Here is a 25,920-nt window from a genome sequence, read left to right as displayed (position 1 = left end):
ACGGCCGCGCGAAGGCGATATCTTCGCCATTTCGGCGCCTCGAACGTGTGAAGGGTGGACCCTGACCCTCACCATTTTCGCGCGCACCCCCTGTTAATCGCGCCCGCCGACCCTATAAAAGCCTTATGAACGACAAGATTGACGGCAGCATGGGACGCCGCAGCCCGAGAGGATTGCGGCAATTTTTCCATCAGATCAGCCAGATGGCCAACAGCCCATGGGGCAGCGGCCCGGGCAAGGGGGATGACGACGGAAAGGGCGACGGCAAGAAGCCCGGCCCGCGCAACCCGTGGGTGACCCCCGATCCCGCCGACCAGCGCCGCGGACCAAAACCGCGCGGCCCGTCGGCGCTCGACGAACTGCTGCGCAAGGGGCGCGGTGGGTTCGGCGGCGGCGGTTCGGGCGGCAGCGGCCAGTTCAATTTCGGCGATTCGGCCAAGTTCTGGAAATGGGGCGTGGTCGGCGTGGCCGTCGCGTGGGTGCTCTTTTCCTCCTTCCACATCGTGCCGCCCGAAAAGGAAGGCGTGGTCACGCGTCTCGGCAGCTATTCGCGCACCGTCGGTCCCGGCGTGAAGCTGACCTGGCCGGCGCCGGTCGAGCGCATCCGGCTCGAGGACGTCCGCGCAATCCGCACGATGGCGGTCGGTTCGCCGAACGCGACCGACGAGAATTTCGTGCTGACGCGCGACCAGAGCATCGTCGACCTTGCCTATGAGGTCCGCTGGTCGGTGCGCGATCCCGAACTCTTCTTCTTCCAGCTCGCCGATCCCGAAGGCACGATCCGCGAAGTCGCCGAAAGCGCGATGCGCGCGACGGTCGCGAACTTCGACCTCGTCCAGGCGATCGGCCCCGGCCGCGTCGAGATCGAGGCGCAGGTCCAGCAGCGCATGCAGGAACTGCTCAACCAGTATCGCGCCGGCGTGATGATCCAGGGCATCGCGATCCGCCAGGTCGATCCGCCGAGCCAGGTCGACGAGGCGTTCAAGGAAGTTACCGCGGCGCGGCAGGAACGCGAATCGGCGATCAACCTCGCGCGCGCCTATCAGCAGCAGGTGCTCGAACGCGCCCGCGGTGACACCGCGGCGTTCGACAAGATTTACGAACAGTATAAGCTGGCGCCCGGCGTGACCCGCCAGCGCCTCTATTATGAAACGATGGAGACGGTGTTGTCGAACGTCGACAAGACGATTGTCGAGGCACGCGGGGTAACCCCCTATCTGCCGCTGAACGAAGTGCAGAAGCGGATCAAGGCGCCCGAAGCCACCGCGAGCGCGAAGGGAGGCGAATGATGAATTCGCTGTTCCAGAACCCGATGCGGCTGCTCTTCGGTGTCGTCGTCCTGCTCGTCATCCTGTCGCAATCGCTCGCGATCGTGCCCGAGGACAAGCAGGCGCTGATCCTGCGCTTCGGCGAGATCGAGCGGACGGTGAACCGTTACAAGCCGAACGAGGATTTCGGGCGCTCGGGCGCCGGCCTCGTGCTGCGCGTGCCGTTCACCGACGGCATCCAGTATATCGACAAGCGCATCCTCGGCGTGAACATGGAGCGCCAGCAGGTGCTCTCGACCGACCAGCAGCGCTTGCAGGTCGACGCCTTTGCGCGCTTCCGCATCACCAACCCGGTGCGCATGTACACCGCGATCCGCACCGAGGATAAATTGCAGGCGCAGCTTGCGACGATCCTCGGTTCGTCGCTGCGCAACGAGCTCGGCAAGCGCACCTTTGCGACCCTGCTGTCGCCCGAACGCGGCGCGGTGATGGACAATATCCAGATCGCGCTGAACCGCGAGGCGAACAAATATGGCGCCGAGATCATCGACGTCAGGATCAAGCGCGCCGACCTTCCCGAAGGCGCGACGCTAGAGGCGGCGTATAACCGCATGCGCACCGCGCGGCAGCAGGAGGCGATCTCGATCCGTGCCGAAGGGCAGAAGGAAGCGCAGATCATCCGCGGCGGCGCCGACGGCGAAGCGGCGCGCATCTATGCGGCGAGCTTTGGCAAGGACCCCGAATTCTATGACTTCTACCGTGCGATGCAGAGCTATCGGCAGACCTTCCTGGGGGAAAACAACCAGGGTGGGACGTCGATCATCATGTCGGCGGACAATGAATATCTGAAGCGTTTCCGCGGCAATTGAGGAGGTCGCGGCGGGCGGACGGTCCGATGAACGGGATATGCAAGCGCCGTTCATGTTCAAATACCGTTCAGCCAGTCCGCCGCAGACCGCCGCAGCCGGGGCTGTTGAGTTTTCGAGAACGAAGAGGATTTCCGATCGTGCGTTATGTTTATGGCATCACTTCGGCCTTGCTGGCGGGTGGCACCGCGCTGGCGCTGGTCACCCAGTCTCCCGTGGGCGCGCAGGTCGCGCAGAATGAAAAGAGCGAAATCGCCAAGGCGGTCCCGCGTTCGGGCGCGCCCGAAAGCTTCGCCGACCTCGTCGAACAGCTCCAGCCCGCGGTGGTCAACATCTCGACCAAGCAGGAAGTCACGCTCGGCGTTCGACTGAATCCCTTCGCCGGGACGCGCGAACCGATCACGCAGGAACAGCAGGGCGGCGGCTCGGGCTTCCTGATCTCCGCCGACGGCTATATCGTCACGAACAATCACGTCATCTCGGGCGGCCCGCGCGGCGAGGCGGTCAACCAGGTCACGGTGACGCTGACCAACCAGAAGGAATATAAGGCGACGATCGTCGGCCGCGACGTCGCGTCCGACCTTGCACTGCTCAAGATCGACGCGAGCGGCCTGCCGTTCGTGAAGTTCGCCGACAGCAGCACGGCGCGTGTCGGCGACTGGGTCGTTGCGATCGGCAACCCGCTCGGCCTCGGCTCGACCGTGACCGCGGGCATCATCTCGGCGGTGCAGCGCAACATCGGTCAGGGCGGCGCCTATGACCGCTATATCCAGACCGATACCGCGATCAACCGCGGCAATTCGGGCGGTCCGCTGTTTGACCTGCAGGGCAATGTCGTCGGCATCAACAACATGCTGATCTCGCCTGTCGGCGCGAACATTGGCGTCAATTTCGCCATCCCCGCCGACGCGGCGATCCCGGTGATCAACGCACTGCGCGCCGGCGAAAAGGTCCAGCGCGGCTATCTCGGCATCGGCATCGCGCCGGTCGACGAGGATCTCGCGGCGGCACTCGGCCTGCCCAAGGACCGCGGCGAGTTCATCCAGCGCGTCGAACCCGGACAGGCTGGCGAAAAGGCCGGGCTGAAGCGCGGCGACGTCGTGACCAAGGTCAACGGCAAGGAAGTAACGCCGCAGCAGACTTTGTCGTACATCGTGTCGAACACCAAGCCGGGCACGCGCATCCCGCTCGAAATCATCCGCGACGGCAAGGCGATGACGATCCAGACGCTGGTCGGCACGCGCCCGCCCGAGGAAGAGCTGGCGGGCAGCAACTTCGATCCCGAGGCCGAACAGGCCGAGCCCGAGGATGCGACCGGGGCCGCCGACAAGGCGATCCAGAACGAACTCGGCCTGTCGGTGCAGGTGGTGACCCCCGATATCGCGCGCGCGGTGGGGGTCGATGCCGGGACGAAGGGCCTCGTGATCGGCGCGGCGTCGGCGAACAGCGACGCGGGCCGGAAGGGCCTGCGCCGCGGCGACGTGATCCTCAGCGCGAACCGGACGCCGGTGACGACGGCGGAGGCGCTCGCCAAGGCGGTTGCCGACGCGAAGAAGGCGGGCCGCGACGCGGTCCTGCTCGAAATCCTGCGTCGCGGCGGCCCGTCGGCCTTTATCGCGATCCGCGTGAAATAAGCTCCGGCCTTTCCGGCCGGGACAGGGGCGCCGCGACCTTCGGGTCCGGCGCCCTTTTCATTTGCGCGCCTTCGCCAATGTTCATATTATGTTCCCATAACATCGAGTCGGGAGAATGATGATGATTGGCTATGTGACGCTTGGGACGAAGGATCTGGCGAAGGCGGCCGCCTTCTATGACGCGATCGCCGCCGAACTCGAAACGCCGCGGATGATGGAGTATGAGGCCTTCATCGCGTGGGGCAAGCCCGATGGCGGCGCGGGAATCGGCCTGACCAAGCCGTTCGACGGCAACGAGGCGACCGTCGGCAACGGCGTGATGGTTGCGCTGCAGGCAAAGGACAAGGATCAGGTCCACCGCCTTTACGACATCGCGCTCGCCAATGGCGGGACGTGCGAAGGCCCTCCGGGACCGCGCGGCGAGGGATTTTACGCCGGCTATTTCCGCGATCCCGACGGCAACAAGCTCAACGCCTTCATCATGGGGTGAACCGGCTGAGGCCTGTCGGCTTTGGGGTAGGAAGCGGACGTTTAGTTCCGAGGAGCAGCCGGGACGGATGCAGCCGGCGGCCCACATGGTGCCAACCTTGCCAGAGCCTGATTTCGGGCTTCATCAAAGACGTCGGCAATTATCTCATTGGTAGGGTAATCGACCGAGCCCATTGCGACTTCCTGCCCGTCTTCGAGCAGTCTCATGACCGTGAAACGCCCACCTTGCCGTAACCTGTCCAGCCATTCGGTCTGGAAAGATAGTGCGCCTGATCCCAATTGGGCGATCTTGTAGCTAAAATTGCCACGCTGATCGGGGTAGGTATAGCGATACGGAAACGTAGCCCAATCCTCTGCGTTGAAGCGCCATTTGATCCTCTCGGGCGATTTTTGTTCGGGCGGCAGATTCGGGAGGGTTTGGATGAAGAGCATATACGGGATCAGCAAGCCGCTCTGGTCCATTGTGTAGGGCGCGCGAAGCTCCAGCGCTCCGTCGCTGCTGCGCGATGTATAGCTAACATGATCCGCAAATGGCGTTTCGTCGCCATGTTGCTTCATGAACACGGAGACGCTCAGATGACCGCGTGTCAGGCGACTGATTCCACATTTTTCTTGCGCGAGGGCCGGTGCAACCTGTGCCACTAGCGCCAGCGTGATGAGCCATCGAACCATATGGAATCCTTCCCTGACGTTCCTCTCCATGATGCTCGGGCAAAAGTCGAGAAGATGTCCGCAATCGGTCGAAATCTGCCGTTGGGCTCGCACCGTTTGCCGGCCCGTTTGCCGATTGCCTGACCCGCGCCGCCGCTCTAACCTTGCCGTTCAATGACCTAGTGGAGGACAGCGGGTGAGCGACGGCAGCACGGCGAGCGAAATCTATATCGGCCTTGGCGGGGGCGGCGCAGCCGACGGACCGCGCCAGTCGCTCGTGCTGAAGCGTGCGAACCGCCACGGACTGATCGCGGGCGCGACCGGCACCGGCAAGACCGTGACCTTGCAGGGACTTGCCGAGGGTTTTTCGGCCGTCGGCGTCCCGGTCTTCGTCGCAGACGTGAAGGGCGACCTCGCCGGTATGGCGATGGCGGGCAGCCCGACCGCAAAGACGCACGAGATTTTCGCCGCGCGCGCCGCCGAGATCGGTGACAGCGACTGGGCGTATCGCGACAATCCGGTCATCTTCTGGGATTTGTTCGGCGAACAGGGGCATCCCATTCGCACGACGATTTCGGAGATGGGACCGTTGCTCCTCGCGCGGCTGATGGGGCTCAACGAAGTGCAGGAAGGCGTGCTCGCGATCGCCTTCCGCGTCGCCGACGAACAGAATCTGCTGCTGCTCGACCTTGGCGATTTGCAGGCGATGCTCGCCTGGTGCGCCGAAAACGCCGACGAGCTCACGACGAAATATGGCAATGTGTCCAAGGCGACCGTCGGTACGATCCAGCGGCAATTGCTGACGCTCGAAAGCCAGGGCGGCGATCATTTCTTCGGCGAACCCGCGCTCGACATCCAGGACATGATCCGCACCGATGAGAATGGCCGCGGATATGTGAACATCCTTGCCGCCGACAAGCTGATGGCGAGCCCGAAGCTTTATGCGACCTTCCTGCTCTGGCTGCTGTCGGAGATGTTCGAGACGCTTCCCGAGGTCGGAGACCCCGACAAGCCGAAGCTCGTCTTCTTCTTCGACGAGGCGCACCTGCTGTTCGACGATGCGCCGCCGGCGCTGACCGACAAGATCGAACAGGTCGTGCGCCTGATCCGTTCGAAGGGCGTCGGCGTCTATTTCGTCACGCAAAACCCGATCGACATTCCCGAGGATGTTGCGGGCCAGCTCGGCAACCGCGTCCAGCACGCGCTGCGCGCCTTCACCCCGCGCGACCAGAAAGCGGTGAAGGCTGCTGCCGAAACCTTCCGTCCGAACCCCAAGGTCGATGTCGCGCGCGAGATTACCGAACTCAAGGTCGGCGAGGCGCTGGTGTCTTTGCTGATGGCCGATGGCGCGCCGTCGCCCGTCGAGCGCACGTTGATCAAGCCGCCCTGCTCGCGCGCCGGCCCGCTCGACGCAAAGGAGCGCGCGATTATCAAGTCGATCTCGCCCGTCGCCGATAAATATGACACGCCGGTCAACCGCGAAAGCGCCGAGGAACTGCTCGCCGCGAAAGCTGAGCAAGCACAGGCGGCGGCGGTCGAGGCCAAGGCGCAGGTCGAGGCCGACAAGCAGGCGGCGATCGCCGCGAAGGAAGAGGCGAAGCGCAAGGCCGCCGAAGAACGCGAACGGTTGCGGCTCGAAAAGGCCGCCGCGCGCGAGGCCGCAAAGCCGAGCTTCACCGACAAGATGGTGCAATCGGCGGCGCGCTCGGCGGCGACGAGCCTCGGCCGGCAGGTCGCGGGCAAATTCGGTGGCCAGCTGATGCGCGGTATCCTGGGCAGCCTGTTCAAATGACCGGCGTGCCCGCGATGGAGGCGAGCCTTGCCGCCGTCGCCGACGCGGGCATCGATATCCGCCACGCGCTGTTCGACCGCTTCTTCGCCGCCTATCCCGGACGGCGCGCCAGCTTCATGGTCGTCGACGCCTCGTCGCGGCGGATGACCGACGAGACGTTGCAGATGATGTTCGGGCTGGCAAAGGGCGAAAGCTGGGTGTGGCCGCTGGTCACCGAGCTGGTGCATACGCACCGTGCCTATGGCCCGCTGCCGATTGCCGAATATGACGCCTTCATCGACATGACGGTCGCCGAACTGGGCGCGGCGGCGGGCGCGGCGTGGACAACCGAATGTGCCGAAAGCTGGGCCGAACAGGCCGAGGCGCTGAAGGCGATGATTCGCAGCGCGCGGGCCGAATGGCAGGCGGCGCTGCCCGATCCCGCCACGGCCATCTGAACTGCCGTTTCTGACGGCTCGACTCGCACGCCGAATTGCGGCAGCTTCGTTTCATGACAAAACCTATATTGCCCGGAGAGGTCGCCGCCGCTGTCGTCAATCCCGCCGCCTATGGGGCGTGGGATCCGCTGCACGAACGGCTTGCCTGGGCGCGCGCCAACGTGCCGCTCGGCGTCGCCGAGAATCACGATCACGACCCTTTCTGGCTCGTCACGCGGCACGCCGACATCATGGCGATCAGCCGCGATCCGCAGCGCTTTGCGAATGGTATCCGGCCGACGGTGCTGACCAATCGCGACGGCGAGGCGCTGGCGCGCGCGGCGACGCCGAACAATGACGGGCATCTGATCCGCTCGCTGGTGCAGATGGATGCGCCCGATCATATGAAATACCGGCTGCTGACGCAGAGCTGGTTCATGCCCAAGAATCTGAAGATCGTCGAAGAGCGCATCCGCCAGATCGCGCGCGAGACGGTCGATCATATGCTCGAGGCGGGCGGGGCGTGCGATTTCGCGCGCGATGTCGCGGCGCATTATCCGCTGCGCGTCATCATGGACATATTGGGCGTTCCGCCCGAGGACGAGCCGCGGATGCTGATGCTGACGCAGCAATTGTTCGGGCCCACCGATCCCGAACTGAACCGCAGCCGCGAGGCGATCACCAGCGCCGAGCAGGCGATCGCGATGCTCAACTATGTCATCGCCGATTTCGAAAATTATTTCGGTACGCTCACCGCCGATCGGCGCGCCAACCCGCGCGAGGACATCGCGACGGTCATTGCGAACGCCATGGTTGGCGGCGAACAGATCCCCGACCGCGAACTCGCCGGCTATTATATGATCATCGCGACTGCGGGGCACGATACGACGAGTGCCTCGACCGCGGGCGCGATCATGGAACTTGCGAAGAATCCGGCGCTGTTCGAACGCTTTCGCAGCGCGACAAGCGACAAGACTGGGTTGATCGAGGAAGCGATTCGCTGGACCACCCCGGTCCAGCATTTCATGCGCAGCGCCAGGCAAGATGTCGAAATCGGCGGACAGACGATCCGCGAAGGCGACTGGCTGATGCTCAACTATGTGTCGGGCAACCGCGACGAGGCGGTGTTCGGCGATCCCTTCGCCTTCGATCCCGATCGTGAAAAGAACCAGCAGATCGCGTTCGGTTTCGGCGCGCATGTCTGCCTCGGTCAGCATCTCGCGCGGATGGAGATGCGCATATTGATGGAAGAGCTGCTGCCGCGGCTGAAGACCCTGGAGCTGGACGGCGCGCCGGCGCGTGTCGAATCGGTGTTCGTCGGCGGGCTGAAGCGCTTGCCGATCCGGTTCGAGGCGGCGTAGGCGATACGCCGGTCGTCCCATGCGGCGTACCGCTGGCAAAAATGGAACAAAGTCCGCGTCCGCCGCGTTTCCCGGCGGCTTGCTGAAAGGACTTCGTCATGAATCTTTGGAAAAAGGCCGCGATTTCAATCGCCGCGACCTCTATGACCCTCTCGCCGGTGGCTGCCTTGGCGGCGCCGACCATGGATGGTGCTGGCGCCGTTTCGATCACCGAAGGCCAGAATGAACTCGAAGGCGCAAGCTGGATCGCAATCGTGCTCGGCCTTGCGATCATCGGTGGCGGCATCTGGCTGCTGGTCGATGACGACGGCGACGACGACCCGGTCAGCCCGTAAATTGCGGAAAGGCCCTCTCCCCGCAAGGAAGGGCCTTTAGTTCCCGAAGCCTAGGCCTTCTCGCCCGGGAAAAAGCGCGCGATCACGTCGCTCGCCAGCCGGGCGGGCCGCATCGTTTCGGCATCGATACAGCACCAGCTCGACTTCACTTCGGCGAGGACCTCCTCGCCGCGCTTGATGATCGTCTCGTAAAAGGCGCGCGCGCCCTGCACCTTTTCGAGGATCACCGTCGCGATCACCTGATCGTCGAGGAACGCCGGGCGGCGATAGGTGATCTCGTGCTTCAGCGCGACCCACAGATGCGCCGCAACCGCGTCGGGCGGCGCGATATGGCGCCAGTGCGCGAGCACCGCTTCCTGCACCCAGCTCAGATAATGGGCGTTGTTGACGTGCCCCATGAAATCGATCTGGTCGGCGCCGACTTTGATGTCGTGGTCGTGCGGAAGCGAGGCTGCGGTCATATCGCTGACACTAATGTCAATATTTTGTGACGGAAAGATGAATTATCATCATTGAACAGAAACGGCACCGGCCCGCTCCCCCACCCGGCCTCCCCAACGATAGTAGCCTATGGGAGGCCGGGTGGGGGAGCGGGCCGGTGCCGTTTCAAACTAGCCGCGCCCGCGATAGGGCGCGACGCCCTGATCGGGCAGCCACAATCCCTCAGGGGGCGCGCCCGACTGCCAGAATACGTCGATCGGGATGCCGCCGCGCGGATACCAGTAACCGCCGATACGCAGCCAGCGAGGCTGCATCTCGTCGAACAGCCGGCGGCCGATGCCGACGGTGCAGTCCTCGTGAAAACCCGCATGGTTGCGGAAAGACCCGAGGAACAGCTTCAAGCTCTTCGATTCGACGATCGTTTCGCCGGGGGCATAGTCGATCACAAGGTGCGCGAAATCGGGCTGGCCGGTCACCGGACAGAGCGAGGTGAATTCGGGCGCGGCGAAGCGAACGAGATAGAGATCGCCGGCGCGCGGATTGGGGACATAGTCGAGCACCGCGGCTTCGGGCGCGGCAGGAAGTTCGCTCGATTGGCCGAGATGTTTCGGCGCGAGCGGTGTGGGGCTGGAATCGGTCATGGAAAGCCTCTAGTGCGCAGCGCAGCCGATGTCACCGACCTCGTTGGGCGGCGCGGCCGGGTTCAGCGCCAATTCAGCGGCGCCGGACCAGGATTCATGGTTCGAGATCGCGGAAACAGAATGATCAAGAGGAAGATGGGGCAGGCAGGCAAGGCGGCGTCGCCGCTGATGGCACTCGCGCTGTTGCTGGCGGGGGCGGCGCCCGCGTTCGCGCAGGATGCGCCCGCGCCCTCTTCGTCACGCCCGCTCGACTTCCGCCTGCCGCCCCCCACCGATGACAACCGCGCGCCCGGCGTGCAGGGGCCGTCGGACAATGGTCTGCCGCCGGTCGCGCCCGGCGAACGCCGCGGCCAGCCGACCCTGACCCCCACCCCGGCGCCCGCACCCGTCCAGCCCGCGACTCCGCCGCGCGTGACCCCGACGCAACCGGCTACGGCGACGACGCCCGCGCCGACTCCTGCGCGGCGCGATACGCCGGCAGCGCCGCGCCCCGCGGAGTCCGACGCCGCGGCATCGGCACCGCCCGCCGCGAACGAGAACCTCGAGCTGCCGCCGCCGGATACGGTGGTCCCGGCTGCACCCGCCGCGACCGAAGCGCCGCCGGTGACGGCTTCCGACGACTCGTCGGCCATTGCCGCACCTGCGAGCGCGCCGTCGGGCACGCCGCTCTGGGCCTGGGCGCTCGCCGCGCTGGCTGCGCTCGGCGCGGGTTACTGGTACTGGCGCCGCCGTTCGGCCTTGGCCGGTCCGTCGATTGACGAAGCGGACGAAGCACCGCGCACCGCCGCCCCGGCGCCCGCAACGCGCGCCGCCGCGCCGAAGCCGGCCGCACCGGCGTGCCCGGCGCCGCCGCAGCCCGCGCCCGCCACGCCGCTCGTCACGCGTCCGGCGGGGGACAAGCGCGCGGTCGTCGGCATGGCGCTCGACATTCGCAGCATCCGCTTCGCCGCCGATCATGTCGCGGTGGGTTTTGCGCTCAACCTCCTCAATCAGGGGACGGTCGCCGCCACCGGGCTGATGGTCCGCATCGCGCTGAACCAGGGGTCGGCAATGCCCGAACCGGTGCTCGGCCGTTTCTTCGATGGTGCGGGCGGCAGCGTCCTGCGCGATGACATCATGCTCGCGCCGGGCGCCGGTGAGGAATTGTCGACCGAAGTCATGCTGCCGCGCGCCGCGATCGAGCCGCTGATGATCGGCGGCAAGCCGATGCTCGTCCCCGTGATCGCGTTCGATGTCACCTATCATTGGGACGGCGAAGGCGAAGCGTTCGGCCAGAATGCCGGCAGCTTCGTGCTCGGCCGCGAACAGGGGGCGAGTGGCAGCGAAAAGCTGGCGCCGCTGCCGCTCGACCGCGCCGCTTATGCTGTCGATCGCCCCGGCGCGCGCGCGACGGCGATCAAGCGCAGCCTGTAACCAGGCCCAAAAGGGCACTGGTTTTTTGTTGCGGTGCAGCATCCTCTGGGGCAGGACTGACCATGCTTGAAAAAGCACAGGTGGGGGCATAGGCTGACTATTCCCCGGAAAGACAAGAAGCCACAGCAGGATGGCCGGGCGAGGGACAGGCAAACATGTTCCCGACCGACCGCAACAGGAGCATGACATGGACGCCTTGGTCTCAACCGACTGGCTGGAACGCGAACTGGGGGCATCGGACCTGCGGGTCGTCGATGCGACGAAATTCCTTGCCGACGCAGGCCGCGATGCGCGCGCCGAATATGAGGCGGGGCATATCCCCGGCGCGGTCTTCATGGACCTGGCCGAACTGACCGACGCGTCGAACGCCGTCGACAATATGGCGCCGCCCGCCGAAAAATTCGCCAGCCGCATGCAGTCGCTCGGCCTCGGCGACGGCAGCCGTATCGTGCTTTACGACGACAGCCCGCTGAAAAGCGCGGCGCGGGCATGGTGGCTGCTCAAGCTGTTCGGTGCGCACGACGTCGCGCTGCTCGACGGCGGCCTTGCCAAGTGGAAGGCCGAAGGCCGCGCGCTCGAAATGGGCAAGCAGACGCTGCGCCACCGCCACTTCACCGTGTGGCGCGACGCCAAGGCGGTGCGCACGAAGGACCAGATGCTCGCGAACGTCGACAGCGGCGCCGAACAGGTCGTCGATGCCCGTCCCGCCGCGCGCTTTACCGGCGAGGAACGCGATCCGCGCCCGGGTCTGGCGCCCGGCCATATCCCGGCCTCGCGCAGCCTGCCGCACAGCCAGCTGTTCAACGCCGACGGCACCTGGAAACAGGGTGACGAACTCAAGGCCGTCTTCGACGCCGCCGGGGTCGACCTCGACAAGCCGCTCGTCACGACCTGCGGCAGCGGCATGACCGCGACCGTCGTCGCTTTTGGCGCGCACCTGCTCGGCAAGGACGATGTCGCGGTCTACGACGGCAGCTGGATCGAATGGGGCGCCGATCCGGCGACGCCCAAGGCCACCGGCGCGGCCTGATCCGCGCAGTGGCCGGTTCGAGCGACAAGGACAGCGACAGCCTTCGCCCTGCAACGAAACTCGTGCAGGGCGGACGGCGGCCCGAGTGGACGGGCGACCCGCGCCTTGGCGGCGGGGTCGTCAATCCGCCGGTGTGGCGCGCCTCGACGATCCTTTACGACAATATCGCCGACCTGAAGGCGCGCGGCCACGCGACGCACGACAAACTCTATTATGGCCGCCGCGGCACCCCGACCGTCTGGGCGCTCGCCGACGCATTGACGGGGATGGAGCCGGGGGCCGAAGGCACCTTGCTCTATCCGTCGGGGGTCGCCGCCAATTCGGCGGGTCTGCTCGCGCTGCTGTCGCCGGGCGACCATCTGTTGATGGTCGACAGCGCCTATGAACCTACGCGCGCCTTCTGCAACGGAATGCTCGCGCGGATGGGCGTCGACACGACCTATTATGATCCGCTCGTCGGCAGCGCCATCGGCGACCTGATCCGGCCCGAAACGAAGCTGATCTTTCTCGAATCGCCTGGAAGCCTGACGTTCGAGGTGCAGGATATTCCCGCGATCACGGCAATCGCGCGCGCGCGCGGCGTGCTGACGATGCTCGACAATACCTGGGCGACGCCGTTGCTGTTTCCTGCGCTGGCGCACGGCGTCGACGTGACAATGATGAGTCTCACCAAATATGTCGGCGGGCACAGCGACGCGATGATGGGCTCGCTGACCGCGACGAGGGCGGTGTGGCCCAAGCTCCGGAGCGCGGCCTATCAGCTCGGGCAGGCGGTTTCGCCCGACGATTGCGCACTGATGCTGCGCGGGCTGCGCACGCTCGGCGTGCGGATGCAGCGGCATGGCGAGAGCGGCCTCGCGGTCGCGAATTGGCTGGCAGCGCGTCCGGAGATCGGCCGCGTGCTCCACCCCGCGCTGCCTGGGGACCGGGGCCATGCGATCTGGTCGCGCGATTTTTCCGGCACCAGCGGGCTGTTCGGCTTCACGCTGAAGGGCGCCGACGAGGCGGCGCGGACGCGCTTTATCGATTCGCTGACGCATTTCGGCATCGGCTTCAGCTGGGGCGGATATGAAAGCCTGGTCGTGCCGAGCGATCCCGCGTCGATTCGCACCGCGGCCGCGTGGACCGAGGCCGACCCGCTCGTCCGCCTGTCGATCGGGCTTGAGGATGCCGCCGACCTGATCGCCGATCTCGAACGCGGCCTTGCCGCAATGGCGGGATGAGCCGCATGGACGGGCTGCCCGACGGCGTCCTCCGCACGATCGAGGTGCTGAAGGCGATCGGGATCGATGTGGGTTCGTACCGCCTGTCGCTTTACGGGCTGTTCTCGACGATTGTCGTCGCGGTGCTGCTGTACCTTTCGGTGCGCGTCATCCTGCGGTCGATCAAATGGCTGCTTCGCCGCAACACCCAGATCGACGCGACGCAGCGGCTGCTCGCCGAAAAGCTGATCGCGATCGCGCTGTTCGTCTTTGCACTGCTGTTCGGCATCGACCTCCTCGGTATCGACCTCACCGCGCTCGCGGTCTTTTCGGGCGCCGCGGGCCTCGCCATCGGTTTCGGCCTCCAGAAAACCGTCGGCAACCTGATCGCCGGGATCATCCTGCTGATGGACAGGTCGATCAAGCCGGGGGACATCATCGTCGTCGGCGATGGCAGTTCGATGGGTGGGTCGGCGCTCCCCGGCGGGGTGCCCAATGTCGGGCGCGTGGCCAAGATCGGGGTGCGCGCGGTCAACGTCATCACGCGCGACGGCAAGAAGCATCTGATCCCGAACGAATTGCTGATGACGCAGCCGGTCGAGAATTGGAGCTATGCAAGCCCCGAGGTGCGCGTGCGGATGCGTATTCCGGTCGGATATGACTGCGACCTCCGCCTCGCGCAGCGGCTGATCGCCGAGACCGCGAAGGAAAATCCCCGAATCCTCAACGAACCCGAGCCGGCCGTATGGATCACCGCGTTCGGCGAGCGCGCGGTCGAGCATGAGCTGCGATACTGGATTTCGGACCCCGAGGCGGGACTCGGCAATATCCAGGGCGAAGTGTTTCTGGGGATATGGGATCGTTTCAAGGAAGCGGGGATTCGCATCCCCTATCCGCGAACCGACGTGCGGATCGTCGGGGCGCCGGACGAAGGCCCGGCGCCCGCCGACGCAAATTAGAAGCCGACCTTCTTCGCGCGCTCGATGCATTCGACGATGATGCGCTTCGCGTCGTCGACATCGCCCCAGCCGTTGAGCTTCGCCCATTTGCCGGGTTCGAGATCCTTGTAGTGGGTGAAGAAATGCTCGATCTGCTGGAGCACGATTTCGGGCATGTCCTTGTAGCTCGCGACCTTGTCATAATAGGGGAAGGTCTTGTTGACGGGGACGCACAGCAGCTTTTCGTCGCCGCCGGCATCGTCTTCCATCATCAGCACGCCGATCGGGCGGCACTTCACCACCGCGCCCGCGACGATCGGGGAGCGCGCCACGACGAGCGCGTCGAGCGGATCGCCGTCTTCGCCCAGCGTGTGGGGCACGAAGCCATAATTGGCGGGATAGCGCATCGGCGTGTGCAGGAAGCGGTCGACGAACAGCGCGCCCGATGCCTTGTCGAATTCATATTTCACCGGTTCGCCGCCGATCGGCACTTCGATCAGGACATTCAGGCTGTCGGGTGGGCTGTCGCCGGCGGGAATCAGGTCGATACGCATGGGAGATCCTTGTGTGTTTTTGAATCGCGCGCGCCTTTAGCGCCCCAAAGAGCCAAAAGTCGAGGGCGTCGGTCGAGGTTGTGCCGCCTCGCGCTTGCGGAAGCCGGGCCTAGAGTGCGCGGCGCGGCGTGAGCAACCGGTCGAACCAGTCGGGGCCGCTCGCCGTTTTTTCGAGGTGCGGCCAGCGCAGCCCGCCGCGATAGTCGATCTCGATATTGCGATAGCGGCCGCCGCGTTCGACGAGCAGGCGCACCGGTGTCTTGCCGTCGGTCGCGGCGCGAATCGCGCTTTCGATCCGCTCGCGGCTGTAGCTCAGCCCCTCGACCGCCACGATCTTGGTGCCGTTGATGATATCGGCCTTGAACGCCGGACCGTCCCACAGGATGCCGGTGGCGACGCCATCCTTGTCGATCGTCATTCCCAGCGAATGGGTCAGGTCGGCGTTTTTCGCCTGCGCCATGCGGTCGCGGTCATAGGCGTTGGGCGCGTCGCGCCAGACGAGGCGGTACCCCGCGCGCTCGATCCCGCCGACCGGCGCGGGCCGCCCCGACGCCTGCAATCGCTCGCGAAGGAAACTCGCCCAGTCATAGGGATGGACGGCGTTCAGCGCCGCGACGACATCGTCGAAATCATAGGTGTCCTGCCCCCAGTCGCCCTCGCGCCCGCCGAAAAAGGCGCGCGCGAAATCGTCGAGGCTCCGCGCATTGTTCGTCGCCTGGCGAATCAGCATGTCGGCCTCCAGCCAGACAAGCGACCCTTCGTTGTAATAATCCTCGCTCCGCGACCAGCTTGCGAAGGGCTTGGGCTTGCGCGCCGCGATGATCGGGTCGAGCGTCGTGTCCTCGACCGACCGCCACAGCCGCCCCGGCTGGACGCTGTAGTTGCCGGCGTTGGTCGCCCATTCGGCGAGGATCATCTCCTTCGACTGCATCCCCGACCGGCCGGCGAGGACGAGGTCCCAGAAACTCGTCTGGCCTTCGTAAACCCACAGCAGATTGTCCTGCATCGGGGTACGGAAATCGGGCGTCCACATCTTGTCGGGACGGCGATATTTGCCGTTCCAGCTATGCGTCAGCTCGTGCGGGAGCAGCCCGCGCTCGCTGTCATTGTCGTTCCATTTGGTGAAATAGTCGGGATTGCGGCTGTTTTCGCTGCTGCGATGATGTTCGAGTCCGATGCCGCCGAGTTCGTCGGTCAGCGCGAGCAGGAATTCATAGCGGTCGAAATGGCGCACCCCGAACAGGGCCACCGCTTCGGAGACGAGCGCGGCGTGGCGCGCGATATGGTCGGGGCTCGCCTCGAGATATTTTGGTTCGTCGGCGACGACGTTGAGCGTCACCTTGTTGCCGAGGTCCCATTTACGGAAATATTTGCCGGCGAACATCGGGCTGTCGACGAGCACCTCGTAATTGGTCGGCGCGAAGCTGTAGCGGTTGCCCGAAACCTTGAGCCCGTCGAGCGCCGTTGCGCCGGTCCAGCCGTCGGGCAGCGTCACGTCGAGCTGCACCGGAATATTGCGCGTGAAATAGCCGGCGGGGTAGAGGCTGACCTGTTCCCACTGCAGGTTCATCATCGACGGCGTGACGACGACGCGGCCCTCGCTTGTTCGTGTGGGCGAGAGGAAGTCGAAGGCGACGTCGATGCTTTTCGTGCCCGCGGGCACGTCGATGTCAAAGGCGTAGACGTCGGTCGGCTGGCGCGTCCAGGTGAGCGGCTTGCCGCCCGCGCTCGGCCGGAACCCCGCCATTTCGGCGATCGCGCCGCGCGGCGCATGCTTGCCGGGCAGCCATTCGGGATAGAGCAGGGTGAGCTTGCCCGACCGCGCGACGGGGATCGTCTGGCGGACGTGAAAGATGCCGCGCGCAAAGTCGGTCGCGTCGACCTTCAAGATCATCGTGCCCGAATAGGGCTTGTCCGACGGCAGCGGGATGGTGAGCGGCTGGACGACCGGCTGCGGGCGGCTGTTGCCGTCCTGGGCGATGGCGGGGGAAATGGCGATGGGGGCGACGATCACGGCCGCTGCGACGAACAGTGCTTTTTTCATGGGCAATACCTCTGCCGCCAAATGCTGCGAAGGTCCAGCGACGCCTCTGCAAGCGCGCTTTGCCTTTCGACGAAAAACCATTAGACGCGCGGCGCATGAGCAAGGACAAATCCGCGAAGATCCCGACGCCGCAGCCCGTGCGCGGTACCCAGGACATGCTCGGCGATTTCGCCGACCGTTTCGCTTATGTCGTCGACACGTTCGAGCGCGTGCGCCGCCTCTATGGCTTCAAGCGGATCGAGGTGCCGGTAATCGAGCCGACCGCGGTGTTCGCGCGCAGCCTTGGCGAAACCACCGACGTCGTGTCGAAGGAAATGTATTCGTTCGAGGACCGCGGCGGCGAATCGATCACGCTGCGTCCCGAATTCACCGCAGGGATCGCACGCGCCTATGTCACGAACGGCTGGCAGCAGTTCGCGCCGCTGAAGGTTGCGACGCACGGGCCCTTGTTCCGCTACGAACGCCCGCAGAAGGGGCGCTATCGCCAGTTCCACCAGCTCGACGCCGAGGTTCTGGGGAGCGACAGCCCGCTCGCCGACGCCGAACTGCTCGTCTTCGCCGACCAGCTTCTGAAAGAGCTGGGCGTCGCCGAGGGTGTGACCTTGACGCTCAATACGCTCGGCGATGCGGAAAGCCGCGACGCTTGGCGCGCCGCGCTCGTCGAGCATTTCGAAGCGCATCGCGGTGAGCTGTCGGAGGACAGCCTCGCACGGCTCGACAAGAATCCGCTGCGCATCCTCGACAGCAAGGATCCGAAGGACCGCCCGATCGCCGACAGCGCGCCCGATATCGACGCGTTCCTCACCGGCGAGGCGCAGGATTTCTTCGGCGCCGTCACCGCGGGCCTCGACGCCGCGGGCGTCGCCTGGGAACGCAACGCGCGGCTCGTGCGCGGGCTCGACTATTATCGTCACACCGCGTTCGAGTTCGTCACCGATCGGCTGGGCGCGCAGGGCACGGTGCTCGGCGGCGGGCGCTACGACGGGCTGATCGAGAATCTCGGCGGTCCCACGACCCCGGCGGTCGGCTGGGCAGCGGGGATCGAGCGGTTGGCGATGTTGCTGGCCGATGACATCATCGACAACCGGCTCGACGCGGTGGTCGCGGTCGAAGACGATAGTCAGCTCGCGCTTGCGATGAAGGCCTTGGCGGCACTCCGCAACGGAGGCTTCTCGGCCGAAATCGTGGCGAGTGGTTCGCCGCGCAAGCGGTTCGACAAGGCGGCGAAGATTCCGGCGCACGCGCTGGTATCGGTCGGCACGCGCGACGGCGCGACGCATATCAATGTCCGCGGCGATAGCGACCGGGCGAAGCAGGCCGAGGCGGTCGTCCGCGCGCTCTGATGGCCCAGGTTTCTTCCAAGCAGATCGAAGCCATCATCGAGCGCCACGCCGCGCTGCAGGCGCGCATGGCGACGGGCGATATGGCGCCCGCCGATTTCGTCGCGGCGTCGAAGGAGTTCGCCGAACTCGAACCTGTTGCGAAAGCGGCGGCCGAAGTGACGCGGCTGCGCGCCGAGCTCGTTTCGCTCAACGAGATGCTCGCCGATCCCGAAATGAAGGCGATGGCGGCCGAGGAGATCGCCGCGGTCGAGGAGGCGCTTCCCGCCGCCGAGCATGATCTTGCGATCAAGCTGCTGCCGAAGGATGTCGCCGACGAACGCGCCGCGATGCTCGAAATCCGTGCCGGAACCGGCGGCGATGAGGCCGCGCTGTTCGCGGGTGACCTCTTGCGCATGTACAGCCGCTATGCCGACGGGCAGGGCTGGAAGGTCGAGGTCATTTCGGCGAACGAGACCGAGGTCGGCGGGTACAAGGAAGTCGTCGCATCGGTCACGGGGCAGGGCGTGTTCGCCAAATTGAAGTTCGAAAGCGGCGTGCACCGCGTCCAGCGCGTCCCCGCGACCGAAAGCCAGGGGCGCATCCACACCAGCGCGGCGACCGTCGCGGTGCTGCCCGAAGCCGAGGAAGTCGACGTCGCGATCAACGACAGCGACCTCAAGATCGACATCTATCGCGCGTCGGGGGCGGGCGGGCAGCACGTCAACACGACCGATTCGGCGATCCGCATCACGCACATTCCGAGCGGACTCGTCGTGATCCAGCAGGACCAGCGCAGCCAGCACAAGAACAGGGCGAAGGCAATGCAGGTGCTGCGCGCGCGGCTCTACGACCTCGAGCGCGAGAAGATTCACAGCGCCGAGGCGTCGGCGCGCAAGTCGATGGTCGGGTCGGGCGACCGGTCCGAGCGTATCCGCACCTATAATTTCCCGCAGGGGCGCGTGACCGATCACCGCATCAACCTGACGCTTCACCGCCTGCCCGAAATCATCGAGGGGCAGATGGACGAGCTGATCGACGCGCTGATCGCCGAGGATCAGGCGCAGCGGCTGGCGGGGCTGGGTGACTGACGTCGCCGCCGCGCTGCGCGAAGCGGCGCAGCGGCTGGAGGGCGTGTCGGACACGCCGCGGCTCGACGCCGAACTGCTGATGGCACATGCGCTGGGCGTCGAGAGGCAGGCGCTGCTGCTCGATCCTTCGCGTCATGCGGTGCCCGCCGAGTTCGTGTCGCTGGTCGAGCGACGGATGGTGCACGAGCCCGTCGCCTATATCGTGGGATATCGGGATTTCTGGACGATCCGGCTGGCGGTCGGGCCGGGAATGCTGATCCCGCGTCCCGACAGCGAGACGCTGATCGAGGCGGCGGTGGACTATTTCGGCGACAATGAGCCGAAACGGGTGCTCGATCTGGGTTGCGGTCCCGGAACATTGCTCCTTGCGGCGCTCGCCGAATGGCCCGACGCGCACGGCCTGGGTGTCGACGAATCCGAAAAGGCGGCCGACTGGGCCGAAATGAACGCCGACGACCTTGGTCTGAACGATCGGGCGCGTTTTCGGGTCGGTGATTGGGCGGCCGGTCTCGACGGCCAGTTCGACCTCATCTTGTGCAACCCGCCCTATATCGCAGACAGCGAAGTTCTGATGCCCGATGTCGCCGACCATGAGCCCGCCGGCGCGCTGTTCGCAGGGGTGGACGGGCTTGACGACTATCGCCGGATTATCCCCGATTTGCCGCGCCTTCTGGCGCCCGGCGGGGCCGCGATCCTTGAAATCGGGCATAGCCAGCATATGTTGGTTCGTGACCTCGCCGAAGCGGCGGGGTTTTCGGTCGCCTGCAGACAGGATCTCGGCGGCCGCGACAGGGCGCTTTTGCTGACCCGCGCCTGACACCCGCACAAGAATTTTCTTGGTTTCCGCCGCAAAGCGCGGTAGGGGCGGCTCACAGGCACGGCACGGGTACCTTGATTGGTCCGGCTGGCCTGCTTCCCACTTACGATGCTGGTGCGGACCGTGGGGTCCGGCGCAAGCGGTAAAGGGAACCGCGCTTGGAGGCGCGGGCGCGACGCGCATATGGCGCGATCGGCCAAAAGGGGTTGGCGTAGCTTATTAGCTTATTCGACAGGATGTCTCAGTTGAACATGAACAACCGGCAAAGCGGTCGCCGTCGTGGCCGCAACAACAACAGCAACAATAATAACAATCGGTCGCAATCGGGCGGTCGCGGCGGGGTCGACCAGGCCAACCGCATCGACAGCCGGGCGCGCGGCAACGGCGCCCAGATGATCGAGAAGTACCGCAACCTTGCGCGCGACGCGCAGCTTGCGGGCGACCGGGTCCAGACCGAATATTATCTGCAGTTCGCCGACCATTATTTCCGCGTCGTCAGCGATTTTCGTGCGCGTCAGGAAGAAAAGAACGCCCAGAACGGGCAGGACCGCGGCCACGACCGTAGCCGCGAGATACGCGGCGTCGAGGATTTCGACGGCCATGACGATACCGACAGCGATTTCGAAGCCGACACCGGCGCGGGCGACGGCGACAATGGCGACGATCGCGGCAATGAGCGGAACGATCGCAGTGATCGCGGCCAGCGCGACAATCGCGGTAACCGCGAACCGCGCGGCGACCGGGATGACGATAATCGTGGCAACCGCGAACCGCGTGGCAATCGCGACGACGACAATCGCGGCAACCGCCAGCAATCGCGGAACCGTCCGGCGCGCAATCGCGACGAGGACGAGGCCCGTGACGATCGGGACGATCGCAGCGAAGCACCCGTTGTGCGCGAAGAAGTCGCCGAGCAGGAACCCGCTCCGCGTCCCGCGCGCCGCCCGGCTCGCCGCCCGCGGCAGGACGACAGCGCCGACAAGGGCGATGCCGGCATCGACACCGCCGTTCTGCCGCCCGCAATCGGTCGCCCCGAACGCGCCGCGGAAAGCGATGCCGAAGGCGAAGCGCCCGCGGCCAAGCCGCGCCGTACGCGCCGCACGCTGGCGACGCGCAACACCGACGTCGAGGCGGCCGAATAAGCTAGCGTTTTCACACTGGTTTTTCCGATTCGCATGACATAGCCTCCCCGCAGGACATATCCTGCGGGGAGGTTTTTTATGCGCGTGTTGGCCTTGGCCGCTTTGCCGTTGCTCGTCGCAGGGATGCCTTCTTCGGTTTTCGCGCAGGAGGCGGCGGCCCGTAACGCGCAGGGCGATGTCGCCGTTACCATCTATAATAATGGCCAGTCGCTGGTGCAGGACGATCGCCAGCTCAGCGTCGCGGCCGGGCGCAACCGCATCGAATTCCCCGACGTGTCGGCGCGCATCCGCCCCGAAACGGTGACGCTCTCGGGTCCCGGCATCGGGATCGTCGAGCAGAATTTCGATTTCGACCTGCTTACCCCCGACAAGTTGATGGACAAGGCGGTCGGCCAGTCGATCACTCTCGTCCGCACCAATCCCGCGACCGGCGCCGAGCGCAGCGAGCGTGCAAAGGTGCTCGCGGCGAACGGGGGCATCGTGCTCCAGATCGGCGAGCGGATCGAGGTGCTTCGCGACGACGGCCTGCCGGTGCGCGCGGTGTTCGACCGGCTGCCCCCCAATCTGCGCGCGCGGCCGACGCTGTCGGTCACCGTCGATGCCGCCAACGCCGGCACCGTCCCGGCGCGCTTGTCCTACCTGACCCCCAACCTCGGCTGGACCGCCGACTATGTCGCATTGTTCGACGCCGCGAAGGGCGCGATGGATATCCAGGGCTGGGTGACGCTCACCAACAGCACCGGCACGACCTTCAACAATGCGCGCACCTTGCTGGTCGCGGGCAATCCGGGAGGGGGCGGCGATTTCCGCCAGATGACCGGCGCGATGGATTCGGCGGGTACCGAATCGAACGATCGCGAGCGGCTCGGCGACTATTATCTCTATCCGCTCGCCCAGCGCACGACGATCGCCAACGCGCAGCAGAAGCAGGTGAGCTTCCTCGACGTGAAGGGGGCGCCCGCGCGCTCGACCTATGAATATGTCAATCGCTGGCTCGGCAGCAACACCGAGCCTGTGAGCACCGCGAGCGTCCTGCGCTTCTCGACGTCGCGTCAGGGCGGGCTCGGCGACCAGCTCCCGGCGGGCACGATCCGCGTCTATATGCGCGATGCACGCGGCGACCCGCAATTCATCGGCGAGAATCGCATCGACCACACCCCGATGGGGTCGGCGATGTCGCTGCGCACCGGCGACGCGTTCGACGTCAAGGTCCAGCCGACCGTCGTTTCGCGCACGCGCAAGGGCGATTCGCGCTGGGTGACCAAGATGAAATATACCGTCAGCAATGCCCGGCCGGGCGAGGTGACGGTGCTGTTGGCGCAGGACGGGCTGTATGGCGACGTGCGCATTACCGACGAAAGCCTGAAGGGCGAGCGGGTATCCGCCGATCGCGTTGAATGGTCGGTCCCGGTGCCGGCCAATGGCAAGGTCGACGTCACCGCCACCTTCGATACGCGGTACTGAGGCGCACCGCATGACGCGGGCGCGACTGTCGCTGGCAGGAATCGCGGTGCTGCTGGCACCGGCGCCCGTGCACGCCCAGGCGTCGGCCCCGGTCACCGTCTCGGCAAAGATCGACGATGCCGCGGTCACCGTCTATCGCGCGCCGTCGCGCGGCAGCGGGCCGATCAATCCGAACTGGCCGCAGGGTTTCGCCTTCATAACCGAAACGCGCACCGTCACCTTGCCCGCGGGTACGTCGGTGCTGCGATTCGAAGGCGTGGCCGAAGGATTGCTCCCCGAAACCGCCGTGGTCAGCGGCCTGCCCGACGGCGTGGTCGAAAAGAATCGCGACGCACGGCTGCTGTCGCCCGCGGGGCTGGTCGACGCCTATCTCAAGCGCAGCGTGACGCTGCGACGCACCAGCCTTGCGACCGGAAAGGTCGTCGAACAGGAAGCGGTGATCCAGTCGGGGCCGAACGGCGGCGTCATCCTGCAAACCGCTGCGGGGGTCGAGGCGCTCGCTTGTTCGGGGCTGCCCGAACGCATGCTCTACGCCCGCGTGCCCAAGGATTTGTCGGCCAAGCCGACCTTGTCGGTGCTCGTAGAGAGCAAGGCGGCGCGCACGGTGAAGGTGCAGCTCCTCTATCTGGCCGAAGGGTTCGACTGGGCCGCCAATTATGTTGCCGACCGCGGCGCCGACGGAAAGACGCTGGGGCTGACGGGGTGGATCACCGTCGCCAATGGCGGTGTGACGAGCTTTCCGGGCGCGCAGCTCAATGTCATCGCGGGGCGGCTCAACAAGATGTACAGCCCGCCGCTGCCGCGCAGTACGCCGGGGCCGCTGGTGCTGAAATGCTGGCCGATGGATATCACGAGCACGCATCCCTTGTGGGAATTGCCGCCGATCATCGAGATCGAACAGAATTACGACGGCATAATGGCCGAGGAAGTCGTCGTGACCGGCAGCCGGCTCGAACGGCGCGCGATGGCGATGGCACCACCGCCCCCACCGCCGCCTCCGCCGCCCGCACCGCCGCCGCCGCCCGCGGAGGATCTCGGCGACCTCAAATTCTATCGGGTCCCGTTCCGCGTCGACTTGTCGGCGAAGGGACAGAAGCAGGTCGCGCTGCTTGCGAAGGACAAGGTTGCGGTCGAACAGCTTTATGCGGCGACGCTCTATAATTTCGGCGACGGGCGCCCGCAGCCGCTGACGATGCGGCTCCGCGCGCAGAATCGCGAAGCGGACGGGCTGGGACTCGCGCTGCCCGCGGGCATGGCGACGATATTCGAAACGATCGGCGGCCGCCGCCTGCTCGTCGGCGAGGCGCGGATCGGCGACAAGGCGAAGGACGAGCGCGTCGATTACGACATCGGCTCGAGTCCTGCTGTCCAGTATAAGGTCGCGGTCCAGAACGACCCGAACCCGGACTATCGCCAGTGGCAGGTCACGTTGACCAACGCCCGGCCTTTCGATGCCGAGGTCGAAATGCTGATTCCCTTCGCGCTCGATCCGACCCCCGAAGGATGGGAGCGGCGCGGGTCGAGCTGGGTCTGGCGCGTCCGCGTCCCTGCGAACGACAGTTTTGCCCGGACTTTCCGGCAGAAACTGAAGGGCGACTGATTCGTCCCGGCGTGCGCGTCAGATGGCGGGTAGCGGCCGCGGCCTGTGATTCTCGTCGAGCGCGACGAAGGTGAATACACCCTCGGTCACCTTCACTTCATTCTCGCCGCGGTCGCGGGTAGCGATCACCTCGAGGCGAATCGCGAGCGAAGTGCGGCCGCGCCGTTCGATATGTGCGTAGATCGAGATGATATCGCGCAGCAGGATCGGCGCGATGAACTCCATCGTCTCGATTGCCACCGTCGCGACCGCGCCCTGCGCCTCGCGCCCAGCGACGATGCCGCCAGCAATGTCCATCTGGCTCAAAACCCAGCCGCCGAAGATATGGCCGTTGGCGTTGATGTCGGCGGGGCGCGGCACGACGCGCAGGATCGGGTCGCGCGGGCAGTCTGGCTTGTTATCGGTCATGGTTCATATCCGGATCGTCTTCGAACGGGTCTTCGATCGCTTCGTCATGGCCGCTGCCGCTCGACAGGAAGACGAGTCCCATCAACGCGGCGCCGAGCAGGACCGACAGGCCCACCCCGGCGGCAGTCGCGATCATCATGTGGATGGTCAGCGCTTCGCCCATCGTGAAGCGAAGCCAGCCGAGTGCGCCGACGACGGCGAGCAGCGATACCAGCGCCATGCCCTTCATCAGCCGGCGATAGCGTGCCCAGGCGACTTTCGACGTGTCGCCGTCGTCGAGCGGGGAGCGTTTGACCATGGGCGCCTCCATGGACCACCCCGGAGGCAAGGCCAAGCGCGAATGGAACGCGGCCGGGCGTTTCGGCTTTGCCACGAATCATGATAGGCTTTGCCTCGACAGAATCGACATGGGGAGCGGCAGGCATGACGATCGGAGCGATCCTTCACGGACGGACGGGCGCGATTATTTCGGCGCGCAAGGAAGATAGTGTTCGAGCGGTGCTCGACCTGCTTGCGCAGCACCGCATCGGCGCGGTCCCGGTGATGGAGGGCGAGGCGATCGTCGGCATATTCTCCGAACGCGATCTCGTCCGGCTGATGTCCTCATACGGCCCCGAGGCGCTCGACCGCCAGCTTGACGAAGTGATGACCAAGACGCCGGTGACCTGCGATTCGGGAACCGCGGTCATCGCGGCACTGTCGCAGATGACGCAGCGCCGTATTCGCCACCTGCCGGTGGTCGACGGCGGCCGACTCGTCGGATTCGTGTCGATCGGCGACCTCGTCAAATATCGCATCGACAAGATCGAGGCCGAAGCCGCGGCGATGCGCGACTATATCGCGTCCTGAACAGGTGCTTCGGCGGCCGGCGGCTGGCGGCGCAATATAAGGCGGATCACTTCGGCGAGCGCGTCGCGTTCGAGCATCCAAAGCAATGCGCCATAGAGCGCGACCCCGAGTCCGACGAGCGCCGCGAGTCGCACCGGCGCCGCAAGCCCGAGCGG

The 25,920-nt window shown here is 65.7% G+C and carries 27 protein-coding genes (1 of these 27 only partly in view); 19 read left to right on the top strand and 8 right to left on the bottom strand.

From position 1 onward, the window contains the following. Nucleotides 1-125: 125 nt before the first annotated feature. From VGN62_RS06160 to VGN62_RS06145, 4 genes are all read left to right on the top strand, one after another. Nucleotides 126-1,289 (top strand): protease modulator HflK, encoded by a 1,164-nt coding sequence (locus VGN62_RS06160; RefSeq protein ID WP_327451864.1) that lies wholly within the window; start codon nt 126-128, stop codon nt 1,287-1,289. Continuing rightward, entirely contained in the window at nt 1,289-2,137 is an 849-nt protein-coding gene (locus VGN62_RS06155; protein WP_327451862.1) for a protease modulator HflC, read from the top strand. The genes VGN62_RS06160 and VGN62_RS06155 overlap by 1 nt, the downstream gene beginning before the upstream one ends. Nucleotides 2,138-2,274: 137 nt before the next feature. Then, nucleotides 2,275-3,768 carry a trypsin-like peptidase domain-containing protein gene (locus VGN62_RS06150; RefSeq protein ID WP_327451860.1) on the top strand — a complete coding sequence of 498 codons (1,494 nt, stop codon included), beginning with the start codon at nt 2,275-2,277 and terminating at the stop codon, nt 3,766-3,768. A gap of 121 nt (nt 3,769-3,889) precedes the next feature. Then, nucleotides 3,890-4,258 (top strand): VOC family protein, encoded by a 369-nt coding sequence (locus VGN62_RS06145; protein ID WP_327452295.1) that lies wholly within the window; start codon nt 3,890-3,892, stop codon nt 4,256-4,258. Nucleotides 4,259-4,299: 41 nt separating this feature from the next. Here the strand turns inward: VGN62_RS06145 and VGN62_RS06140 are convergent, their stop codons facing one another. Beyond that, nucleotides 4,300-4,929, bottom strand: coding sequence for a hypothetical protein (locus VGN62_RS06140; protein WP_327451858.1), 630 nt, complete (start codon nt 4,927-4,929; stop codon nt 4,300-4,302). 175 nt (nt 4,930-5,104) lie between these two features. Between VGN62_RS06140 and VGN62_RS06135 the strand changes: the two genes are divergently transcribed. The 4 genes from VGN62_RS06135 (at nt 5,105) to VGN62_RS06120 (ending at nt 8,812) form a co-directional block, all read left to right on the top strand. Next, nucleotides 5,105-6,700, top strand: a complete 1,596-nt coding sequence (locus VGN62_RS06135) for a helicase HerA-like domain-containing protein (protein WP_414713250.1) — start codon at nt 5,105-5,107, stop codon at nt 6,698-6,700. Further along, nucleotides 6,697-7,137: a hypothetical protein gene (locus VGN62_RS06130; protein WP_327451856.1), complete on the top strand. Its 441-nt coding sequence runs from the start codon at nt 6,697-6,699 to the stop codon at nt 7,135-7,137. Before VGN62_RS06135 ends, VGN62_RS06130 begins: the two co-directional genes overlap by 4 nt. A gap of 53 nt (nt 7,138-7,190) precedes the next feature. Beyond that, the gene (locus VGN62_RS06125; protein ID WP_327451854.1) at nt 7,191-8,477 is read left to right on the top strand and encodes a cytochrome P450; all 1,287 of its coding nucleotides are present in this window, start codon (nt 7,191-7,193) and stop codon (nt 8,475-8,477) included. A 98-nt stretch (nt 8,478-8,575) separates the two neighbouring features. Further along, the gene (locus tag VGN62_RS06120) at nt 8,576-8,812 is read left to right on the top strand and encodes a hypothetical protein (RefSeq protein WP_327451852.1); all 237 of its coding nucleotides are present in this window, start codon (nt 8,576-8,578) and stop codon (nt 8,810-8,812) included. A 50-nt stretch (nt 8,813-8,862) separates the two neighbouring features. Here VGN62_RS06120 and VGN62_RS06115 read toward each other — a convergent pair whose 3' ends face one another. Together VGN62_RS06115 and queF are read right to left on the bottom strand one after the other, a co-directional pair. Further along, nucleotides 8,863-9,273 (bottom strand): thioesterase family protein, encoded by a 411-nt coding sequence (locus tag VGN62_RS06115; protein ID WP_327451850.1) that lies wholly within the window; start codon nt 9,271-9,273, stop codon nt 8,863-8,865. A gap of 150 nt (nt 9,274-9,423) precedes the next feature. After that, nucleotides 9,424-9,894, bottom strand: a complete 471-nt coding sequence (gene queF, locus VGN62_RS06110; RefSeq protein ID WP_327451848.1) for a preQ(1) synthase — start codon at nt 9,892-9,894, stop codon at nt 9,424-9,426. Nucleotides 9,895-10,014: 120 nt separating this feature from the next. Here queF and VGN62_RS06105 point away from each other — a divergent pair, with 120 nt between their 5' ends. The 4 genes from VGN62_RS06105 to VGN62_RS06090 all read left to right on the top strand — a co-directional run bounded on the left by VGN62_RS06105 (nt 10,015) and on the right by VGN62_RS06090 (nt 14,498). After that, complete coding sequence (locus VGN62_RS06105; RefSeq protein WP_327451846.1) at nt 10,015-11,307, top strand: hypothetical protein; 1,293 nt, start codon at nt 10,015-10,017, stop codon at nt 11,305-11,307. Between the two features lie 187 nt (nt 11,308-11,494). Beyond that, a complete protein-coding gene (sseA, locus tag VGN62_RS06100; RefSeq protein WP_327451842.1) occupies nt 11,495-12,337 on the top strand; it encodes a 3-mercaptopyruvate sulfurtransferase in 843 nt (280 codons plus the stop codon). Next, a complete protein-coding gene (gene metC / locus VGN62_RS06095) occupies nt 12,292-13,560 on the top strand; it encodes a cystathionine beta-lyase (protein ID WP_327451840.1) in 1,269 nt (422 codons plus the stop codon). The genes sseA and metC overlap by 46 nt, the downstream gene beginning before the upstream one ends. A gap of 5 nt (nt 13,561-13,565) precedes the next feature. Next, nucleotides 13,566-14,498 carry a mechanosensitive ion channel family protein gene (locus tag VGN62_RS06090; protein WP_327451838.1) on the top strand — a complete coding sequence of 311 codons (933 nt, stop codon included), beginning with the start codon at nt 13,566-13,568 and terminating at the stop codon, nt 14,496-14,498. Here the strand turns inward: VGN62_RS06090 and ppa are convergent. Continuing rightward, a complete protein-coding gene (gene ppa / locus VGN62_RS06085; RefSeq protein ID WP_327451835.1) occupies nt 14,495-15,031 on the bottom strand; it encodes an inorganic diphosphatase in 537 nt (178 codons plus the stop codon). The two genes, VGN62_RS06090 and ppa, sit on opposite strands and share 4 nt — an antisense overlap. Before the next feature lie 109 nt (nt 15,032-15,140). Further along, complete coding sequence (locus tag VGN62_RS06080; RefSeq protein WP_327451834.1) at nt 15,141-17,075, bottom strand: peptidase M61; 1,935 nt, start codon at nt 17,073-17,075, stop codon at nt 15,141-15,143. Nucleotides 17,076-17,170: 95 nt separating this feature from the next. Here VGN62_RS06080 and hisS point away from each other — a divergent pair, with 95 nt between their 5' ends. The 6 genes from hisS (at nt 17,171) to VGN62_RS06050 (ending at nt 24,508) form a co-directional block, all read left to right on the top strand. After that, nucleotides 17,171-18,418, top strand: coding sequence for a histidine--tRNA ligase (gene hisS / locus VGN62_RS06075; protein WP_327451833.1), 1,248 nt, complete (start codon nt 17,171-17,173; stop codon nt 18,416-18,418). After that, a complete protein-coding gene (gene prfA / locus VGN62_RS06070; RefSeq protein WP_327451832.1) occupies nt 18,418-19,485 on the top strand; it encodes a peptide chain release factor 1 in 1,068 nt (355 codons plus the stop codon). Before hisS ends, prfA begins: the two co-directional genes overlap by 1 nt. Then, nucleotides 19,478-20,302 (top strand): peptide chain release factor N(5)-glutamine methyltransferase, encoded by an 825-nt coding sequence (prmC, locus tag VGN62_RS06065; RefSeq protein WP_327451831.1) that lies wholly within the window; start codon nt 19,478-19,480, stop codon nt 20,300-20,302. Before prfA ends, prmC begins: the two co-directional genes overlap by 8 nt. A 251-nt stretch (nt 20,303-20,553) precedes the next feature. Beyond that, nucleotides 20,554-21,444, top strand: a complete 891-nt coding sequence (locus VGN62_RS06060) for a DUF4167 domain-containing protein (protein WP_414713254.1) — start codon at nt 20,554-20,556, stop codon at nt 21,442-21,444. Between the two features lie 78 nt (nt 21,445-21,522). After that, nucleotides 21,523-22,908, top strand: a complete 1,386-nt coding sequence (locus tag VGN62_RS06055) for a DUF4139 domain-containing protein (RefSeq protein ID WP_327451829.1) — start codon at nt 21,523-21,525, stop codon at nt 22,906-22,908. 10 nt (nt 22,909-22,918) lie between these two features. Next, nucleotides 22,919-24,508: a hypothetical protein gene (locus tag VGN62_RS06050; protein WP_327451828.1), complete on the top strand. Its 1,590-nt coding sequence runs from the start codon at nt 22,919-22,921 to the stop codon at nt 24,506-24,508. Between the two features lie 18 nt (nt 24,509-24,526). Here VGN62_RS06050 and VGN62_RS06045 read toward each other — a convergent pair whose 3' ends face one another. Both VGN62_RS06045 and VGN62_RS06040 read right to left on the bottom strand, forming a co-directional pair. Then, nucleotides 24,527-24,916: an acyl-CoA thioesterase gene (locus VGN62_RS06045; RefSeq protein WP_327451827.1), complete on the bottom strand. Its 390-nt coding sequence runs from the start codon at nt 24,914-24,916 to the stop codon at nt 24,527-24,529. Continuing rightward, complete coding sequence (locus VGN62_RS06040; RefSeq protein ID WP_327451826.1) at nt 24,906-25,214, bottom strand: hypothetical protein; 309 nt, start codon at nt 25,212-25,214, stop codon at nt 24,906-24,908. The genes VGN62_RS06045 and VGN62_RS06040 overlap by 11 nt, the downstream gene beginning before the upstream one ends. Nucleotides 25,215-25,339: 125 nt before the next feature. On the opposite strand from VGN62_RS06040, the gene VGN62_RS06035 reads away from it, so the two are divergent. Beyond that, nucleotides 25,340-25,765, top strand: a complete 426-nt coding sequence (locus tag VGN62_RS06035) for a CBS domain-containing protein (RefSeq protein ID WP_327451825.1) — start codon at nt 25,340-25,342, stop codon at nt 25,763-25,765. Here the strand turns inward: VGN62_RS06035 and VGN62_RS06030 are convergent. Further along, nucleotides 25,750-25,920, bottom strand: partial view of a lipopolysaccharide biosynthesis protein gene (locus VGN62_RS06030; RefSeq protein WP_327451824.1) — the end only. 1,362 nt of this gene lie beyond the right edge of the window; the window shows 171 of its 1,533 coding nt (coding positions 1,363-1,533); the start codon falls outside the window, past its right edge — the gene reads right to left on this strand; it ends in the stop codon at nt 25,750-25,752. The genes VGN62_RS06035 and VGN62_RS06030 overlap by 16 nt on opposite strands.

The organism is Sphingopyxis sp. (genome assembly GCF_035998905.1).
In the GTDB taxonomy this organism is placed as follows: Bacteria; Pseudomonadota; Alphaproteobacteria; order Sphingomonadales; family Sphingomonadaceae; genus Sphingopyxis.
This window is presented reverse-complemented; position numbering and strand designations above follow the sequence as displayed.

Excerpts from the sequence above, each read along its gene's own strand:
- VGN62_RS06160 (WP_327451864.1), top strand. The coding sequence starts at position 126 with ATGAACGACAAGATTGACGGCAGCATGGGACGCCGCAGCCCGAGAGGA.
- VGN62_RS06155 (WP_327451862.1), top strand. The coding sequence starts at position 1,289 with ATGAATTCGCTGTTCCAGAACCCGATGCGGCTGCTCTTCGGTGTCGTC.
- VGN62_RS06145 (WP_327452295.1), top strand. The coding sequence starts at position 3,890 with ATGATTGGCTATGTGACGCTTGGGACGAAGGATCTGGCGAAGGCGGCC.
- VGN62_RS06140 (WP_327451858.1), bottom strand. The coding sequence starts at position 4,929 with ATGGTTCGATGGCTCATCACGCTGGCGCTAGTGGCACAGGTTGCACCG.
- VGN62_RS06130 (WP_327451856.1), top strand. The coding sequence starts at position 6,697 with ATGACCGGCGTGCCCGCGATGGAGGCGAGCCTTGCCGCCGTCGCCGAC.
- VGN62_RS06125 (WP_327451854.1), top strand. The coding sequence starts at position 7,191 with ATGACAAAACCTATATTGCCCGGAGAGGTCGCCGCCGCTGTCGTCAAT.
- VGN62_RS06120 (WP_327451852.1), top strand. The coding sequence starts at position 8,576 with ATGAATCTTTGGAAAAAGGCCGCGATTTCAATCGCCGCGACCTCTATG.
- VGN62_RS06115 (WP_327451850.1), bottom strand. The coding sequence starts at position 9,273 with ATGACCGCAGCCTCGCTTCCGCACGACCACGACATCAAAGTCGGCGCC.
- queF (WP_327451848.1), bottom strand. The coding sequence starts at position 9,894 with ATGACCGATTCCAGCCCCACACCGCTCGCGCCGAAACATCTCGGCCAA.
- VGN62_RS06105 (WP_327451846.1), top strand. The coding sequence starts at position 10,015 with ATGATCAAGAGGAAGATGGGGCAGGCAGGCAAGGCGGCGTCGCCGCTG.
- sseA (WP_327451842.1), top strand. The coding sequence starts at position 11,495 with ATGGACGCCTTGGTCTCAACCGACTGGCTGGAACGCGAACTGGGGGCA.
- metC (WP_327451840.1), top strand. The coding sequence starts at position 12,292 with ATGGGGCGCCGATCCGGCGACGCCCAAGGCCACCGGCGCGGCCTGATC.
- VGN62_RS06090 (WP_327451838.1), top strand. The coding sequence starts at position 13,566 with ATGGACGGGCTGCCCGACGGCGTCCTCCGCACGATCGAGGTGCTGAAG.
- ppa (WP_327451835.1), bottom strand. The coding sequence starts at position 15,031 with ATGCGTATCGACCTGATTCCCGCCGGCGACAGCCCACCCGACAGCCTG.
- VGN62_RS06080 (WP_327451834.1), bottom strand. The coding sequence starts at position 17,075 with ATGAAAAAAGCACTGTTCGTCGCAGCGGCCGTGATCGTCGCCCCCATC.
- hisS (WP_327451833.1), top strand. The coding sequence starts at position 17,171 with ATGAGCAAGGACAAATCCGCGAAGATCCCGACGCCGCAGCCCGTGCGC.
- prfA (WP_327451832.1), top strand. The coding sequence starts at position 18,418 with ATGGCCCAGGTTTCTTCCAAGCAGATCGAAGCCATCATCGAGCGCCAC.
- VGN62_RS06060 (WP_414713254.1), top strand. The coding sequence starts at position 20,554 with ATGAACAACCGGCAAAGCGGTCGCCGTCGTGGCCGCAACAACAACAGC.
- VGN62_RS06055 (WP_327451829.1), top strand. The coding sequence starts at position 21,523 with ATGCGCGTGTTGGCCTTGGCCGCTTTGCCGTTGCTCGTCGCAGGGATG.
- VGN62_RS06050 (WP_327451828.1), top strand. The coding sequence starts at position 22,919 with ATGACGCGGGCGCGACTGTCGCTGGCAGGAATCGCGGTGCTGCTGGCA.
- VGN62_RS06045 (WP_327451827.1), bottom strand. The coding sequence starts at position 24,916 with ATGACCGATAACAAGCCAGACTGCCCGCGCGACCCGATCCTGCGCGTC.
- VGN62_RS06040 (WP_327451826.1), bottom strand. The coding sequence starts at position 25,214 with ATGGTCAAACGCTCCCCGCTCGACGACGGCGACACGTCGAAAGTCGCC.
- VGN62_RS06035 (WP_327451825.1), top strand. The coding sequence starts at position 25,340 with ATGACGATCGGAGCGATCCTTCACGGACGGACGGGCGCGATTATTTCG.